The organism is Oceanobacter mangrovi (genome assembly GCF_019740315.1).
In the GTDB taxonomy this organism is placed as follows: domain Bacteria; phylum Pseudomonadota; class Gammaproteobacteria; order Pseudomonadales; family Oceanobacteraceae; genus Oceanobacter; species Oceanobacter mangrovi.
Genome location: NZ_JAHXZR010000005.1, coordinates 1 through 17,524 on the forward strand (window position 1 = coordinate 1; position 17,524 = coordinate 17,524).

7 protein-coding genes are annotated in these 17,524 nt (G+C 53.3%); all 7 read right to left on the bottom strand.

Features of this window, described 5'->3' with window-relative positions; translation table 11 throughout:
• Positions 1-7,819: putative Ig domain-containing protein (locus K6123_RS11670; RefSeq protein ID WP_221797902.1), on the bottom strand; the 7,819-nt coding region annotated here is incomplete at its 3' end.
• A gap of 537 nt (positions 7,820-8,356) precedes the next feature.
• Positions 8,357-11,497 (bottom strand): multidrug efflux RND transporter permease subunit, encoded by a 3,141-nt coding sequence (locus K6123_RS11675; protein WP_221797904.1) that lies wholly within the window; start codon positions 11,495-11,497, stop codon positions 8,357-8,359.
• Positions 11,494-12,798, bottom strand: a complete 1,305-nt coding sequence (locus tag K6123_RS11680) for an efflux RND transporter periplasmic adaptor subunit (protein WP_221797906.1) — start codon at positions 12,796-12,798, stop codon at positions 11,494-11,496. Before K6123_RS11680 ends, K6123_RS11675 begins: the two co-directional genes overlap by 4 nt.
• Positions 12,791-13,621, bottom strand: a complete 831-nt coding sequence (locus K6123_RS11685) for a 2,3-dihydro-2,3-dihydroxybenzoate dehydrogenase (protein WP_281423936.1) — start codon at positions 13,619-13,621, stop codon at positions 12,791-12,793. Before K6123_RS11685 ends, K6123_RS11680 begins: the two co-directional genes overlap by 8 nt.
• Positions 13,618-14,538, bottom strand: a complete 921-nt coding sequence (locus K6123_RS11690) for an isochorismatase family protein (protein ID WP_221797908.1) — start codon at positions 14,536-14,538, stop codon at positions 13,618-13,620. Before K6123_RS11690 ends, K6123_RS11685 begins: the two co-directional genes overlap by 4 nt.
• Positions 14,539-14,543: 5 nt before the next feature.
• Positions 14,544-16,274, bottom strand: coding sequence for a (2,3-dihydroxybenzoyl)adenylate synthase (locus K6123_RS11695; RefSeq protein ID WP_221797910.1), 1,731 nt, complete (start codon positions 16,272-16,274; stop codon positions 14,544-14,546).
• Positions 16,271-17,497 carry an isochorismate synthase gene (locus K6123_RS11700; RefSeq protein ID WP_221797912.1) on the bottom strand — a complete coding sequence of 409 codons (1,227 nt, stop codon included), beginning with the start codon at positions 17,495-17,497 and terminating at the stop codon, positions 16,271-16,273. Before K6123_RS11700 ends, K6123_RS11695 begins: the two co-directional genes overlap by 4 nt.
• Positions 17,498-17,524 lie beyond the last annotated feature (27 nt).

A 17,524-nucleotide genomic window follows, 5' to 3' on the forward strand; every position in this document is an offset into this window, starting at 1 on the left:
AGTCGTAATGGCTTTCACGGCCACTGTTTTCCAGAATGGCGGTACGGCGACCGGTGTTATCCACCTCGTAGTCGAGTTTGGCGATGACGCTGGCATCCGCTGACTGCGTGGTCAGGGTTTGCAGGCGATTGACGCTGTCGTATTGGTAGTTTTGTGATACCCCGTTTGGATATACCACGGTCTCCACCGAGCCAACCTTGTTGTATTCATAACGGGTGGTCTGGCCGTGATTGTCGGTCAGGGTTTGCAGGCGGTTCAGTGCATCGTAGCTGTAGCTGACCGTTGAGGTTTCTCCTGCGGCGATCACTCGGCGTTCGAGGATGTTACCGGCCAGGTCATAGCCGTATTCGATACGGCTGCCGTTGGGCTGGTCTTCGCCGGTCTGACGATCCATGTCATCAAATTGGTAGTACCAGCTGCGTGTGCCCTGATCGTCCGTCAGGGTTGCCGAGGTGCGATTACCCGCCAGGTCGTACTGGTAGGTTTCGTAACTGCCGTCACTGTAGTCAACCCGCAACAGCTGCCCCATCAGGTCGTACTGGTAATGGCTGGTGTCACCATTAAAGTCAGTATGGCTGCTGGTGTTGCCTGCGTTGTCGTAGCTGAAGGATTCCACCTGGCCTTCTGGCAAAGTGCGGGTTAGTACCTGGCCGTTGGAATTATAGGTCCAAAGGGTGCTGTGGTTGTTGGCGTCGGTCTGGCGGATGCGGTTACCGGCCTGATCATATTCGTACTCGGTGCGTTGCAGGTACGCGTCGATCACTGCCAGCAAACGACCTTCGGCATCGTATTCATAGCCGGTGACCATACCTGCCTGATCGGTGCTGGAAGTACGACGACCCAGTGCGTCCATACCGCTGGCAGTAGTGGTGGTGTCTGCATGGATAACTGCCACCCGCTGGTCAAGCTTGTTGTATTCATAACGTGTCACACGACCAAGCGCATCGGTTTCGTTCAGCAGGTTACCGTTGTCGTCGTAGTCGTAGTGATGTTCTTCGCCCAAAGCATTACGCACCAGCGTGCGACGACCGGCCTGGTCGTATTCGTATTCCGTGCGGTGGCCGAAAACATCGATTTCGGCGCTGACTCGCCCACCCGGGTTGTATTCAGTTTCGACTTGTGTGCCGTCTGGATAGTGGGTAATGGTCTGGCGGTTAAGTTTGTCGTACTCGAAATACGTGGTGCGGCCAGCCCGGTCGGTGCTGGAGGTTTTGTTGTTCTCCGAATCGTAGCCATGGCTTTCGGTGGAGCCATCCGGGTATTCCACCTCGATCAGGTTGCGGTAAACATCGTAGCTGCAATGGGTTGCCCGGCCAGCACGGTCAATCGTAGTGACTTCGTTGCCAACCTCATCAAACAGGGTTTCACTGCTAGTGCCATCCGGATAGGCGGTTTTGGTCAGCCGGTTCAGGCTGTCGTATTCGTACCAGGTGGTTTCATCAACCAGCTCGCCATTTACGGTACGAGCACGGCGTTCGCTGAGCACATTGCCGTTATCGTCATAGCTGTAATACGTGGTAACACCCAATACATCGGTTTCACGCATTTTGAAACCGAGATCGTTGTAAACGTAGTCGGTCCGACCTTGCAGCACGTCGTAGGTGTGGATGACCTGACCTTTGTCATCAAACTCGTTGGTGGCTATCTGATTGTTGGCGTCAGTGATACTGACCAGACCGCCGAACTCGTCGTAGGCCATGGTGTATTGATGCTGCAACGGATCGGTAATCAGGATTTCCTGATTACGGTCGTTGTATTCGTAATAGGTGGTGTTATTGAGTGCATCGGTAATCGACAGGATGTTGTCGTACTCATCGTACTCGGTAGTTTCGGTTTCACCGAGCGGGTTGGTCACCGAGGTCTCATTGCCCCGATCATCATAGGTGTAGGTGGTTGAATACCCCAGCGCGTCCACTTTGGTGGTGACGTTACCGCGATCATCGTAATAGAAAATGGTGTTAAAGCCATTTCTGTCAGTCACCACGCTCTGGCGGCCTTCGATGTTGTTGTCAAATTCGGTGAGGTTACCGTCGGCGTCTTCCTGTGCGATCAGACGTCCATCATCGTCGTAGATATTTTTGGCGACCTTGCGACCGAGCGGGTCAAGAATATCTACCAGGCCGTGTTTGCCGTTGTAACTGAAACTGGTGACATTGCCTTCGGTATCGGTGTAGGCGGTCAGATCGCCCTGGGTATCGTAGGCATATTCATAAACGTGGTCGGCCGGGTCCGTCATGCGTGTAATTCGGCCCTCGGCATCACGCTCAAAGCTGATTCCGATACCACTGGAATGGGTTATGCCACTGTCAGTGTAGGTCAGGCGATTACCGTTAGGATCTTCGATATAACGGATACCAAAGTCCTGGTTCAGGTAATAGATATAGCCTTCTCGTGTGGTGAGGATGTAGTCAGACACCATCACAGCACTGGTATCGAGATCGACCATATCGCCGTCGTTGCTGAGCACATACATGGAATCGGCTGCATCAGCGTGAAGTGATGAACTGGTGCCGTTAATCGCTTCAAATTTGAAACTGACGTAGGTGGAACCGGCCATATAACAGCCTTCCTGATAGGGGCTCTCACCCCCTGTCCCAACAACTGTGCCCACTACTTTAAAGGCTTCGACATCGCCATTTGGCAAGGTCACGGTCACTCGCTTGGCAGATGTCGAATTGATACACATGGCCGTCAGGCTGACTGGCTGTTCATCCACCAAAAAGGTGGCATGACTACTATATGTATTCCAGCCCTGGGTTGGTTCTGCCGACTCTTCAAGCAGAATATTCTGGTAATCCACCGACCAGCCATAGCCAAAATCCAGATTTTCAGCACGTCGGCGGCTGTCGTATTGCCGCGTCACAACAACCGGTATGCCAGACACGGGAAGAGAAATATCTTCAAACGCCATACTGAAATTGCCGACTTTCATACCGCCTTCGATCAGCAAGGTGGCACTATCGTAGGTTTTATTACCACCCAGATCTTGAGCCATCAGCACCAGGGTGTACTGCCCATTCATCATTGTGGTTGGGTCAAGCCTTGCCAGCGTTGTAGTGGCCGCCGCCGCAGCATCCCCTTCAGCCAAAATCACCGGTTCGTCGTCGTGACTGCGGTAACCAAGTAACTGCCAGTAAATTAACTGGTCGTCTTCAATAGTGGTGGTGATATCGACAGGGGCGGTAATTGATTGATCGGTTACCAGGTCGACCAACATAGCCGTTGGTGGGACAAGATCCGTTGGGTCACGCACATAAACCGAAGCCGAAACTTCATCAGCACCAAGATCATCTTCAACATGATAAACAAAGCTATGCTTGCCAGAGCCAGACAGAATGACTGACGCGTAACCATTAGCATCTATCGTGACCAGCTCGCCATCGTAGCTCAGCTGCTCTGTGTAATGACCAAGATGCCCGGTAAATCCAGCCTGTACTGTTAATGTATCGCCCTCTTCACCGATACGTTCAGGTACGACCAGAGTGGCTTGTAGTTCAGTATCTGCAGATTGAACCGGAATCGTGAATGTTTGGCCGTGAACGAATTCACCGTCGGATACTTCATAGACTATGTCTGCCTCACCTCCCTGGCCATCGGCTGGAGTCCACGAAATAACACCAATGTCATCAATCACCATACCATCAGGGGCCTGCAATAACTGGTAGGTCAGGTTTTCCTCATCAGGGTTGTCGACGACAACATAATAAGAAAACTCCACTCCAACTCTGGCGTTTTGCGGTGGTGTAGAAGTGATTGTAAAGTCGTTATTAAGACGAGTTACTACCAATGTGTAACTTTGTAGTACGTATTCCCCCCTAGGGTCTTCGACTTTCAGAATAATGGGATAATTTCCAATATCGTCATCACCAAACTCACAAAGGAAAAGTCCTGTTGAAGACTTTATAGTACAGACGTCTGGGGCGGACTGTATGCTATATAGCAGTTCGTCACCATCGGCATCGGCGGCGATCATTTGGTAACTGTATGTAGTGCCTACTACAATCGAGCCTGCAGGAACGCTGGTCAGAACCGGCGCTTCATTTTCGACGATCACTGCCACTTCAAATTGTTGTACGACAGATGCACGACCATCAGATACTGCATATTGTACGGTATGAATACCCTCTTGGGACTCTACTGGAGTCCATTGCAAAAGACCTGTAGCTGTTATTTCCATGCCTTCTGGCGCAGTCTGTAACTCATAACCGAGTACATCGCCATCATCATCAATAGCGGCTATCTGATACTCATACAAGTCACCAGCCAATACCTCAGTAGATGGTTCACTGGCCACAACCGGCGCTGTATTCACATAGGCAGTCAATGTCACTGACAATATGAACACATTACTGTTGCTGGCATCGTCGGATATACGTACCGAAACATCAAAATCGAGATCGCCATAATCTTCCAGCGTTATCCATTCAATCACACCCTGTTGACTAACCGTCATTCCCGTTGGAGCAGATACAATATCAAAGGTGAATTCTGTATCATCTTCCCAAATTACCGGTATAGAGTAAGACAGGGTTTCCCCTGCAGTTAGTTCGACGCTATCCGTAGCAGCTTCCAAAGCCGGTGGAATGTCATCAACCTCGACAGTCGTGACATACAGAGTCAGGGCATACGTTGCAGACAGGCCCCTGGGGTCAGAAACCAGCACCTCTATAGCCACTTCCTGATCAGAAGAAACTGCCGGGCTATTCCAGTTCAGAACACCGTCACCCGATACATCAAGACCATCAGGACCCGATATAATCTCAAACGTCAGAGCTTCCCCTTCAGGATCGGAAGCTGGAATCACGTGATTCAGTGCTTCTCCAGCAGTTATCTCTATCGACTCCTCCGCATCAGTAAATATCGGCGGTTGGTTCGGATCTTTTACCGCCAGTAAATAAACCTGACTATCTCGCAGACCATAACCATCCATTGCCTCTACTTTGATTTCAACTTCACCAATGTTTTCTTCACCCGGTTCCCACGAAATAACACCATCAGTGAATGTCATACCTTGCGGGTATGTTTCCAGAGACCAGCGCAAACCTGTTTCATTAGGATCACTGGCTTCCGGAATGTATTCATAAACCTGGTTATAATAAACTTCTGTCTCAGGGACAGTATATATCTCAGGATAGACTCCTGACTGATTAGTCACAACAAGTGTAAATTTTTGCTTGGCATAAAGACCATCACTCCCGGTGTATTCAATAATTATTGAATGAGTTCCGATATCATCATTTACAGGCACCCACTCCAAAATGCCTGTCGAAGCATTTATATAAGCTCCATCAGGAGCAGAAAAAATTGAAAATATTCCATCATCAAAATTCACTCCCACAGGGGTGTAAACATATGAAGAGCCTGATGGTATTTGCTGAGGAGGTATAGATGTAAAATATGGCTGATTACAATCACCGATAGGACTATAAGTGTTAATGAATTGCCAACTGAGAATGTCGTGATCACCCCATGCTTCGCCTGTTCCTGAAGTAAACCCCACATATGCATCCTCCTGTTCGAGAACACTTGCCAGATCGACCTGATACGAAATCAGAGGTTCTTCAGGTCGGGTGTAGTCCAGGGAAAGACGCACTTCCAGGCTATCTGAACTGCCATCATAATCTATCCATGAATACCAGATATCGCCGTCATTCATTCTATCTTCAATTACTTTGAGAGTACGAGAATAACCACTCCCGTTAATATTAACACCTACATGATTACCACTATATTTGTCCCGTGAGCCATTATTATAGGTATCATACTCGATCCCCAGACTGGTATTTATTCCTTGATATCCTATACCGACACCGCTTCCACCGACTTCATTACTAACGGTTTGAATGACAAACACAATACCGTCCGCACCATCGCCATCATTGTCTGATATCCCCCCTGGATTGGAGATTCTGAAGCTGAAAAATGTGCTGAATGAAGCCTCAAAACCACTATCATCGGCCAAAGGAATTCTTTCTTCCAGAAAAGCACTACCCGCCTGCCAGCGACTACTGCCAGTCAAACGTAAGACTCCCTCAGCATCTGTGGGATATATAATTTCACTATCGCCGTTCAACTTCAGCGATGTCGTGTCGATAAACCCATCAAAACTAACATTAATCGCATCACCAGGAATACACTGAGCTTCAATATCCTTGACTTCAATTTGATATGTCTGAACATCGGATAATCCCTGAGGGTCAGTAACAACAACCGAAACCTGAACGGCGTCTGTTATTTCATCGGGGGCGATCCAGCTGATCAAGCCCGAACCCGGAGTAATAATCATCCCTTCAGGGCTATCTGTCAGAGCATAAAGCAGCTCATCACCATCAGGATCTGTAGCAGACACATCATATATGTAAGCTTCTCCTAAAAATGCGCTGGTTCCCGGGACGGATTCAATAAAAGGTGGGTTGTTTACCGCCTCAACGGTTATTTCTATTAACGCCATATCGGATGTTAATTCACCATCAGAAACCTGATAGGAAAAATTTTCCACGCCAGAAAAATCATCATCAGAAACATATGTCAGAGTTGAGCCTGATATAGTCGCGGAACCATTCTGTGGCTGAGAAACCAACATATAATTCAGAACCATTGAGTCTGCATCTATTCCAACCAGAGCCAAATCAACACTAACGCCCGAGTATGTTATTGCCGATACAGCTTCAGCTTTTGGAGCAGCATTCGCTGGTACGTCTCCATCCGATCCTTCGTCATCCGTATCTTCGCAGTACCCTTCCTCGGCAAACGTCTCGGTGTCCTGATAAACCAGATGAACATTCTCATTATTAAGAACCGAGATATTATCGGCCAACAATTCGCCAACCAGAATAAAACCGGGATAAGAACGAATTATGGCATCGCCACCTCCCGAATACAGACTGGCTGCTATTTTTGCCCTGTCATACAAGACCAGATCATTCTCGTATGAAAAGACAGCAAGACGCTCAGGATTTTGGTCTGAGCCATCCAGTTCGTCGCTATCCACATCACAGTTATTATAATTGATGCAGCTGCCGTTATTAAATGGCTTGGATTGAGTGTCCTTGACGTAAAATCTGACCTTGCCTGATCCATCCCCCAGAGGGTTACCATCATCATCCGTTGTTCTGACATACAGGTAGCTGGCACCAATTTCAAGACTACCCAGGAAATATGAACCCGGCTCAAACACCATGACAGAGCCTTCAGCACCTTCCAGATTGGTTATATGATAGGGATTGCCGGAATTATCGTACTTAAAATACAAAGAGTGCGAACTGGTTTCAATACGTATTTCTCCCCAGTCAGAGTTTTCAAAATAGAAATACTCCTCATCCGATTCTGGTTCAGGAAAGACAATATCACTGACACTTTCATGGCCACAAACATCAGCCCCACACCATTCGCCTGAACTTTGCTTATATTTAACATCATCAATATAAACAACTGTCGTGGAACCCTTTATTTTCACAGTACGATCATTACCGGATTCTTCAAAATCCGGCAATGCCAGATTACCAACCGTATTGCCACTGGCCGATACACCGCAGCTGCTTTGATTGGGTTCATAATAATTTTCAGGTAATACATTCAGGGTTGTGGCTCCCTGAATGGATATATTACATACGTCGTCGTCTGCCTTCCAACTTGTGGTGCTGCCATCGTTAATTTCGATAACGCCATTCTCAAAAACACCCAGTACTCCTCCCGCCATATTACTGCTACTACAGGTGCCAGCGGTGGCAACCAGCGGGAAGATACAACAACCGAACAATGCAATATTATTTATTGCCTTTGCAGAGACAGTCTTCCTGAGTCGTTTCAGGATATTCATATCAAAAACCATTATTCACAATTCCCTGTGAGATTTCTGTGTTTGAGAAGGACTGATTGTCCAGCCAGTGCCAGAGGAAGATAGCCGCCGTGAGGAAATGAGGTCAGGTAGCGATCGTGAGACGATCTGAAAGAAGCAGGCATTCGTACATCCATGCAATATTTTGTAGTGATATCCGTATCAACTGGATACATATAACATCAAAAACCGCCACTTATCTTACAAAACCCCATTGTTTTGTGACTCATATCACAAATTAAGACCTCAAGTTCAGGATGAGTAAGATGAAGTACTGCGGGATCCGTTTTCACAACTTTGTCAGTCAGCAGGCTGACTGCATGACAGGCTGTTGCTTTTTGTTTTCGAGGCACTCAATGTCAGGCAAAAGCAGGAGAAAAGAGGGAAATTATGTGTGATAAAGGAGCAATATGAGCCTGTTTTTAACGCTGCAATGGTAACGCAAATAGACAATAACCCTCCTGTCCCAGCCTTATTATTTGTGGGAGCGAGAATTATCCCACTCCCACAAGCAACTAATCAGCCAGCCCCGGAAACAGGTTGCTGCCGCTCGCCAGCGACAACTCTCCCGCCTGCCCGCACGCCAGTAATTCGCCGAATCAGCACATAACACAGCGGCACGTACAACAGCACCAGCAAGGTGGCTGAAGCCACACCACCCAATACAGCAGAGCCAATGGCTTGTTGCGCTGCGGCTCCCGGGCCGGTGGCCAATACCAGCGGCACGACGCCAGCACCAAATGCCAGTGAAGTCATCAAGATTGGCCGCAGTCGCTGGCGCGCCGCTTCCAGTGCAGCGGTCAAGGGTTTGCTACCCTGCCGCACCGCCAGTTCGGCAAATTCGACGATCAGGATGGCATTTTTGGCCGACAGCCCCATGGTGGTAAGTACACCAACCTGAAAGAAAATGTCGTTGCGGGTGCCCAGCAGCATGACCCCGGCCACGGCACCCAGCAGACCCAGCGGAATCACCAGTAATACCGAGAAAGGAATGCTCCAGCTGCCGTACAGCACCGCCAGACAAAGGAAAACAAACAACACGGAAACCAGATACAGCAGCGGTGCCTGGCCACTGGAAACCCGATCCTGATACGACAGCCCGCTCCATTCAATATTACTGTGGGGGATCTGTCTGGCGAGGCTCTCGAGGCCGGCCATCAGCTGCGCCGAGCTGGCCGATTCATCGGCCGCACCACTCAACGACACCGCTGGCAGACCATTAAACCGCGCCAGATTCGATGGCCCGGATTGCCAGCGACTGGCGGTGAAGGCACTGAGCGGTGTCATGCCATCTTCGCCATTACCGACCCACCAGTCTTGCAGATTGGTCGGGTGCGAGCGGTAAATAGCATCGCCCTGCACCAGCACTTTCTTGATCCGCCCCTGATGCACAAAATCACCAACGTATTCACCGCCCCAGGCAATGCCTAACGTGCGATTGATCTGTTGCAGATCCAGCCCGAGGGTTTGCGCCCGCTGCTGGTCGATGTCCAGTTTCAGCTGGGTAGCACTGTCGGCAGCGCTGGCTTCGGCATACAACACATCCTCTCTGGCCGCCGCCTGATCGGCCAGTTCCCGAGCCTTCAATAACAGCTGCTGACGCCCCAGACCACCGGTGTCCTGTAACCAGAATTCAAAGCCGTTGCTTTCCCCCAGACCGTCTATTGGTGGCAATACCATGGCAAACGCGCGGGCGTCGCGAATCTGGTTTAGTGCACCGGTAGCCCGCCGCGCAATTGCCTGAGCGGAGTTTTCCGCCCCCGGGCGTTCGTCCCAGTCTTTCAATACCGCAAAGGCAACACCGGAATTCTGGCCTGAGCCGTTAAAGCTGAAACCGGAAACCGTATAAATGGCCTCCACATTGGCGGCTTCTGCCGTCATAAAGTAGTTTTCAATCTCGGCTACCAGCTCGGCGGTGCGATGATAGGTTGCGCCAGGCGGCAAGGTATAACGAACCAGCACAGTGCCCTGATCATCTTCCGGGATAAACGCCGTTGGCAGTCGCAGGAAACCTTGCCAGGTTGCGCCCAACAACAGCACATAGAGGAACAACAGCCGCCAGCTACGCTGACTACTCCAGCTCAACAGCCGCGGATAAGCCGCTGCCCAGCGTCCGGCTGTCTGGTTCAGTGCGGCGCGCCAACCACTGGGTTGCGCCGGTCTATGCCCCAGCAATAGCACGCACAGGGTTGGCGTCAGGGTCAGGGCGACTACCACCGACAGCACCATGGCGGCTACCAGCGTGACCGAGAATTGCCGGTAAATAACTCCCACGGAACCTGGGAAAAATGCCATTGGCAAAAACACCGCTGCCAACACCACCGCAATGCCCACCAGCGCCCACGACAGTTCCCGCATCGATTCCAGAGTCGCCTGCCGCACCGGCATGCCATTGGCCAGGCGGGCTTCGACGTTCTCGACCACTACGATGGCGTCGTCCACCAGCAAGCCAATCGCCAGCACCATGGCGAACAGCGTCAGGGTATTGATCGAATAACCGGCGATTGCCAGCACGGCAAAGGTGCCCAGTAAGACAATCGGCACCGTTAATGCCGGAATCAGTGTGGTACGCCAGTTTTGCAGAAACAGGAACATCACCAGCACCACCAGTACCACAGCTTCCGCCAGGGTATGCAGTACCGACTTGATCGAACGTTCAACAAAGCGGGTGGTATCTTCCGGGTAGATGATTTGTATTCCTGGAGGGAACGAACCGGACAGCTGTTCAAGCCGTTGCTTGATCGCTGCGGCGGTGGTCAACGCGTTGGCGCCAGGCGATTGCATAATTGCCATACCTGATGCCGGATGACCATTGAGCCGCGACGTTGTGGCGTAACTTTCGGCGCCGATTTCTACCCGGGCGACATCGCCCAGTCGCACCAGCGCACCGTCCTGATCACTTTTCAGCACGATGTCGCGAAATTGTTGCGGTGTTTGCAGCCGTGACAAGGCCGTCACAGCGACGTTAAGCGCCTGACCATCAGCCAGTGGTCGTGCGCCCAACTCGCCAACCGGGACTTCGGTATTGCTGCGATCAATCGCAGCGACAACGTCTTCGGGCACCAGCTGGAAGCGATTGAGCTTGATGGGGTCGAGCCAGATTCGCATGGCGTAGGGCGAACCAAACGGTCGAATGGTGCCAACGCCGGGAATACGCGAAACCGGGTCCAGCACGGTGCTGTTCATCCAGTCGGCAATATCGTGGTCAGTCATGCTGCCAGTCTGGTCGTAGAACACCGCCACCATCAGGAAGGTATTACGCATGGCCGTCACGGCCAGTCCAGCCTGTTGTACTGGCGACGGCAGCCGTGAAGCCACCTGATTAATCAGGTTCTGTACCTGCACCTGGGCCATTGCCGGATCAGTGCCATGCTGGAACGTCAGCATCAGCTCGGCTTCGCCAGACGATGACGACGTCGCTTCAAAATACAGCAGGTTTTCCAGCCCTTTCAGCTGTTGTTCCAGAATCTGGGTGACGCTGTTTTCGACCACTTGTGCCGATGCACCGGGATAGACAGTCGCCACCCGGATAATCGGCGGCGCAATATCGGGATATTGGGAGACAGGTAAACGTTGCAATCCGGCCAGCCCAGCCAACAGCAGAATCACTGCCAGCACCCAGGCCAGTACCGGTCGATCAATAAAAAAACGCGCGATCATGGGCTGCTCCCTGCCAGACCAGCGGCAATATCGTCCATTGCCAGCGAATTGAGTTCAGTTGGCTGCCATTCAGTGGTAGTCACCAGTACCCCCGGATACAGCCGCATGATGCCCTCGGTCACCACCTGATCGCCGCTTTCGAGACCGGAATCCACCAGCCAGTGATGGCGCGTGTTGGCGTCCGGGCGTTGTTCCAGCAGCGTCAGCAAGCGGATTTGCGCCGCGCCATTTTCCACCCGCCAGACAAAGGCCCGCCCCTGTTCGTCAAAATTTACCGCCTGCTGCGGCACCACGACCACATCGACTTGCTCGCCCAGAGTCAGCTCGGCACGCACAAACATGCCCGGTACCAGCAAGCCATCCGGGTTAGCAAACTGCGCTCGTAACGTCACCATGCCGGTGCTGGTGTCCGCCCGCGAATCGGCAAATGTCACCGAGCCGGTCGAACCATAGTCCAGGCCGTCTTCAAGTGTCAGTTTGACTGGCTGGTGCGCCACCAGCGAATGGCCATCGGTCTGTTGCAACTGCCGCCGCTTTAACGCCAGTAATTGCCGGGCAGGCAACACCAGATCCACATAAACCGGGTCGAGCTGCTGAATCCGCGCCAGCGGTACAGTTTGCTCAGCCGATACCAGTGCGCCCTGATTCACTTCCGCCCGGCCAATCACACCGCTGACCGGCGCCCGGATTTGGGTTTGTTGCAGATCCAGTTCAGCACTTTTCAGTGCCGCTTCACGGGCCTGCACTTCCGCCTGTTGCTTGGCCACTTCGGCCTTGCTGAGTTCGTATTCGTGCTGGCTGATGCCATCAACACCCACCAGCTGCTGATAACGCTGACGGCTGATTTCGGCACTGGCCAGGCTGGCCCTGGCAATCGCCAGATCTGCACGGGCCTGATGCCACAAAGCCTGATAACGATCATCCTGAATACGGTACAGCAGCTCACCGGCTGCAACACTGGCACCTTCCTCGAACAGCCGTTCGGCTACCAGTCCGCGAACCTGCGGCCGCACCTCGGCGATCCGCTGCGCTACCACTCGGCCTGACAATTCGGTATGTAACGACTGGCGCTGGCGTGCGACGGTCACGACGGCGACCGCCACTTTTTCAGCCGCTGCAGGCGCATTTTCAGGCTCGGTTTGGGAAGCCGCTGAATCCGGGCCGAAACCACAACCAGTCAGCTGCAGCAATCCCAATATCAGCAGACCGGCACCCAGCCATTTTTGAGCTTTGGCAGCCCGCCCGGTCAGCGCTTCAGGTGGCTGCGCATCAGGCAGCCTGTTGTTGGTTGCTTCAGGCACTGAGTGTTGCTCCTCCATCGACGACCAGATCATGCATGGTGATGTGGGAAGCCAGTGGTGATGCCAGAAACAGTACCGAAGCCGAGATTTCCTCATCGCGCGCCACTTTCTGCAACGGAATTGCCAGCTTGTATTGCTGCGGCAACCCTTGCACCAGCTGCTGGTAGCCAGCGGCGACCTGCTCTGCGTCCTCCGGGTTTTGTGCCACCATGGCGCGTAACATCGGGGTATCGGTGGAGCCTGGTGAAACCAGATTGCAGCGCAGATTCCAGCCTGCCAGCTCCAGTCCGACACACTGACACAGACTCACCACGGCAGATTTCGACGCGCAATAAGCTGCCATGCCCAGGCGAGGCACATGGGCCGCGTTGGATGCCAGTGTGACGATATTGCGATTACGCTGGCGATTGAGTTCCACGTCTGCCTTGAACCAGGGCATCAGAGCTTGTAGCAGGTAAAAAACGCCGTTGACGTTAACGTCGAAACAGAGCTTCCAATCAGCCAGGCTGAGCTGATCAACATTGCCATTACGCAGCACGCCCGCAGCGTTGATCAGTACGTCCGGCCCCAACCGACATTCGAGCAAGCTTTCAACCACTTGCTGCACGGCCTGGGGGTCAGCCAGATCCAGTTCCACCCGACCACAGTTACCACCCGCCATCAGCTCACTGAGTTCAAACGCCTGATAGTGTTGATCGAGTTCCAGCACCCGGCCACCCAGCTGACGGATATCGTCGGCGATCCGGGCGCCAATGCCCTGGGCAGCGCCTGTCACCCACACCAGCTTGCCACTGAAGTCCATACCCGCGCTGGCCAGACTCATGCAGTCACCTGTTCAGTACCTGCTTGAGTGGTTTTGCCGTTCGCAGCCTGACTGGCAGCCTGATTAGCCAGCAGCTCCAGCCAGCCATTGAGGGTTGGTTGGCGTGCCAGATCCTCGAACATCAGCTCAAAACCGAGTTTGTCCCACTCGGCTACCAGCGTCATGATATGCACCGAGTCGAGGCCGTAATCCATCAGGTTTTCATCGCCATCAATTTCGGCCGGATCTTCATCAATAAAGCGCAGCAATTCGCCCAGCAACCAGTCACGATCGAGCTGATGATGATTGGCTAACAGCTGATCGGTAGTCACCACGGCACCACAGCGGCCAGCAACATAGTTGAGCGCCATCTGGTGCTCCTGCTGGGAAAAATCCGCCAGCGCATCGGCCACCATAAAGGGCTGGATGTCGTACATAAACGCATCCAGCGACGTCGACATACAGCCGATGTGCGCATACACACCGGTAACAATCAGTTGGTCACGCCCCCAGGTTTCGCGCATCAGGTTCAACAGCTCGCTGCGCTGAAAAGCGCTGTAACGCCATTTGGTCAGCAGCTTGTCGTGGGCTCGTGGAGTCAGGCCTGGCGTCACTTCCGTTTCATGCTCACCGGCGGCAGTAATACCCGGCCCCCACATATCGGTCAGCAAGGCGCGGTCGGTGCGGCTTTGTTGCAATGGCTGGGCGGTGTAGACCACCGGAATACCCTGCTCGTCCGCCCAGCTGCGCAGCCGGGCGATGTTGGCGGTCATCTGTTCGATCAATGGATTCTCAGTACCGTAAAACCGCAGGAAGTACTGCTGCATATCGTGAATCAGCAGCACCGCACGGGCCGGATTGAGTTGCCAGCTGACGCGATTGGCTGGCAGCTGGTCAGCGGTTGGCAGTGGATAACAAACAATTTCTGGAATACTCATAACAATTAACCTGCTGGCTGCTCAGTGGTGGAAGCTTCGGTAAGCGAAAGTTCAGTGGCATGGACTTCATCACAGCCCGCCGGGAAACCTGCCTCGGCCCATTGGCGCAGCAGGGTTTTGCTGGTTTTGCCGACCGGAGTCAGTGGCAAACGCGCCAGCAGTTGCACCTTGTCGGGCAGCTTGTATTCAGCAATGCCTTCAGCACGCAGGTACTTGCGCACGTCAATCGCCCGCAGCTTGCCGGAATGGCTGACGATACAGGCCAGACTTTTTTCACCCATCAGCTGGTCTGGTACTGAAATCAGCGCCGCCTGATAAATGTCCGGGTGGTGCAACAGCAGGTTTTCGATTTCTTCGGCGGCGACCTTTTCACCACCACGGTTGATCTGATCCTTGATCCGCCCCACCACTTGCAGATAACCGGCGTCGTCTCGCACCACCAGATCGCCCGAGGCATAGAAACCGTCTTCGTTAAACACCTCGGCATTGTGTTGCGGCGCTCGGTAATAGCCGCGGAAGGTATAAGGTCCGCGTACCAGCAACAGGCCAGGCTGGCCATTGGCAACCGGTAAACGGCTTTCCGGATCGACCACCTGCACCTCATCGTCCGGGCACATCGGATAACCCTGGGTGGTGTACCTATGCTGATCGTCGTCGTTCAGACGGGTGTAATTCACCAGCCCTTCTGCCATACCGAACACCTGTTGAAGCTGACAACCCAGCTCTGCTGGCACCCGTCGTGCCAGTGCTTCGGCAAAGCTGGCACCGCCAACCTGCAACAGTTGCAGTGAAGCCAGTTGCTGCTGATGGCCAGGTACTGCCTGTAACCACAAGGCTACTGCGGAGGGCACCAGCGCCACCATGCTGACCTGATATTTTTCGATCAGCCGGAAACAATTAATCGCTTCCGGTCCTGGCGCCAGTACCACAGTGCCACCGGCATAAAACACCCCTAATGAGCCCGGTGAACTCATGGTGTAGTTATGAGCGATAGGCAAGGCACAGAGGAAACGGGTGTTGTGGTCCAGCTGACAAATTTCGACGCTGCGACGAATGCTGTAGTAGTAGTCGTTGTGAGTGCGAGGAATCAGTTTAGGGGTGCCGGTACTACCACCGGAGAGCTGGAAAAACGCCACTTCGTCGGCCGGAGTTGGCGTTGGCTGGAAGTCTTCAGCGGCTTCATGAATCAGTTGCTGCAGCGACTCAGCACCGGCATAACCAACACCACCGTCAACCAACACCAGCTGCAGTTGTTTGAGCGACAGCCGCAGTTCATCAATAAAGCCTTTATCAGCAAACAGCGCATGTTCGGCAGAGCCAATAATCAGCGCCGGTTGCAACTGTTCTGCATAGGACGTCAGCTCGCGACGCTGATGGCTGAACAAGGCGTTAACCGGTGTAATGCCCAGCTTCAGCAAGGCAAAAAACACCACAAAATATTCCAGCTGGTTGGCCAGCTGCACCACCGCGGTCTGCCCCTGATGCAAACCACGACGTTGCAAGGCCGCTGCCAGCTGGCTGGAACGCTGCTCCAGTTCCAGATAACTGAGGCTGCCATGCTCGGATATCAGCGCCAGGGTGTCCGGCCGCCGCTGACACGGCAGGCTCAACAGGTCCGTCATGGGCCGGTCCGTCCAATAACCTTGCTGACGATAGAAATCAGCCAGCGCTTGTGGCCAGCGGCTGAACTCCACCAGCTCTGCTGAATTCACGGTTGATGTTGCTTGCGAACTCATTGGCCTTCCTCCGGCAGCAGTACCCGTAACATGGTTTGTAGTTTGGCTTCGGTTTCATGCCATTCGGATTCCGGGTCGGAGTCAGCGACGATGCCGCAACCGGCGAACAGTCGAATACGATCGTCATAAACGCGGCCACAGCGAATCGACACCACCCACTCGCCATTGCCCTGCTCGTCGCACCAGCCAACCGTGCCCGCGAACAGCTCACGATCGAAGGGTTCGATCAGGTTGATCAGCTTGTGGGCCTGACGGGTTGGTACGCCGCACACCGCTGGCGTTGGATGCAGCAAGGTCGCCAGCTCCAGCGCGCTGGTTTGTGAATCTTTGAGCTGGCCTTCAATCAGGGTCGACAGATGCCACATGGCGCGGGTCGACATCAGTGATGGCGCCGCCGGAACCGAGAGTGGCTCGCACAGCGGCGATAACAACCGTTCGATTTCATCGATCACCAGTTTGTGTTCATGGCTGTCCTTACCAGATCCCAGCAAGGCCTGACTGACCGCTTCGTCGGCGCTAACCGTAGACTGGCGAGCGGCGGAGCCCGCCAATGGATTGGAAATGATCTGATCGCCCTGTTTGTGAATCAGCAGTTCCGGGCTGGCGCCAATAAAACTCGAGCCATCTGCCAATGGCAGCAGGAAATGATGACCGCTGGGATTCTGGGCCAGCAGCCGCTGAAACAGTCGCTCAGCCGGAACACGCTCTTCCAGCTCGACATCCAGAACCCGCGACAGCACCGCCTTGCGAATATCACTGAGACCAAAGTTGGCGACCGCCTGTTGCACCCCCTGACAGAAGCGTTCTTTCTCGGGCAGGCTGCGGCGGTTTTTCACCGATACCGGCTTGCGAGTAGCGATTCGGGGTAATTCCAGCAAGGTTGCACCGGCGTTGTCGACCACCCGGGCTTGCAACGGGATGTGTAATTCTGCCGGTTGACGACGATCAAACGGGATAGCGCCCACCACAATCGGATTGGCGATGCCGCAGGCCCGCGCCCGCGCCAACTCGCTTTTGACCTGACGATGAAAGTCTTGCTGGCAGCCGGTGGCGGTTTCCACCGGAATCTGCAGACGGCTGAACACCCCCTGCGCAAATACTTGCTGGCGTCCCGATCGGAACACAAATTCATTATTGGTTGCGGCAACGGGCTGATCGCTGACAGCGCTCTGGCCGACCACAGACTCCTGCCAAAGGCTGAGACCTACGCTGGATTGGTTCACAAATAAACCTCCCTTCTGGTTGCAACT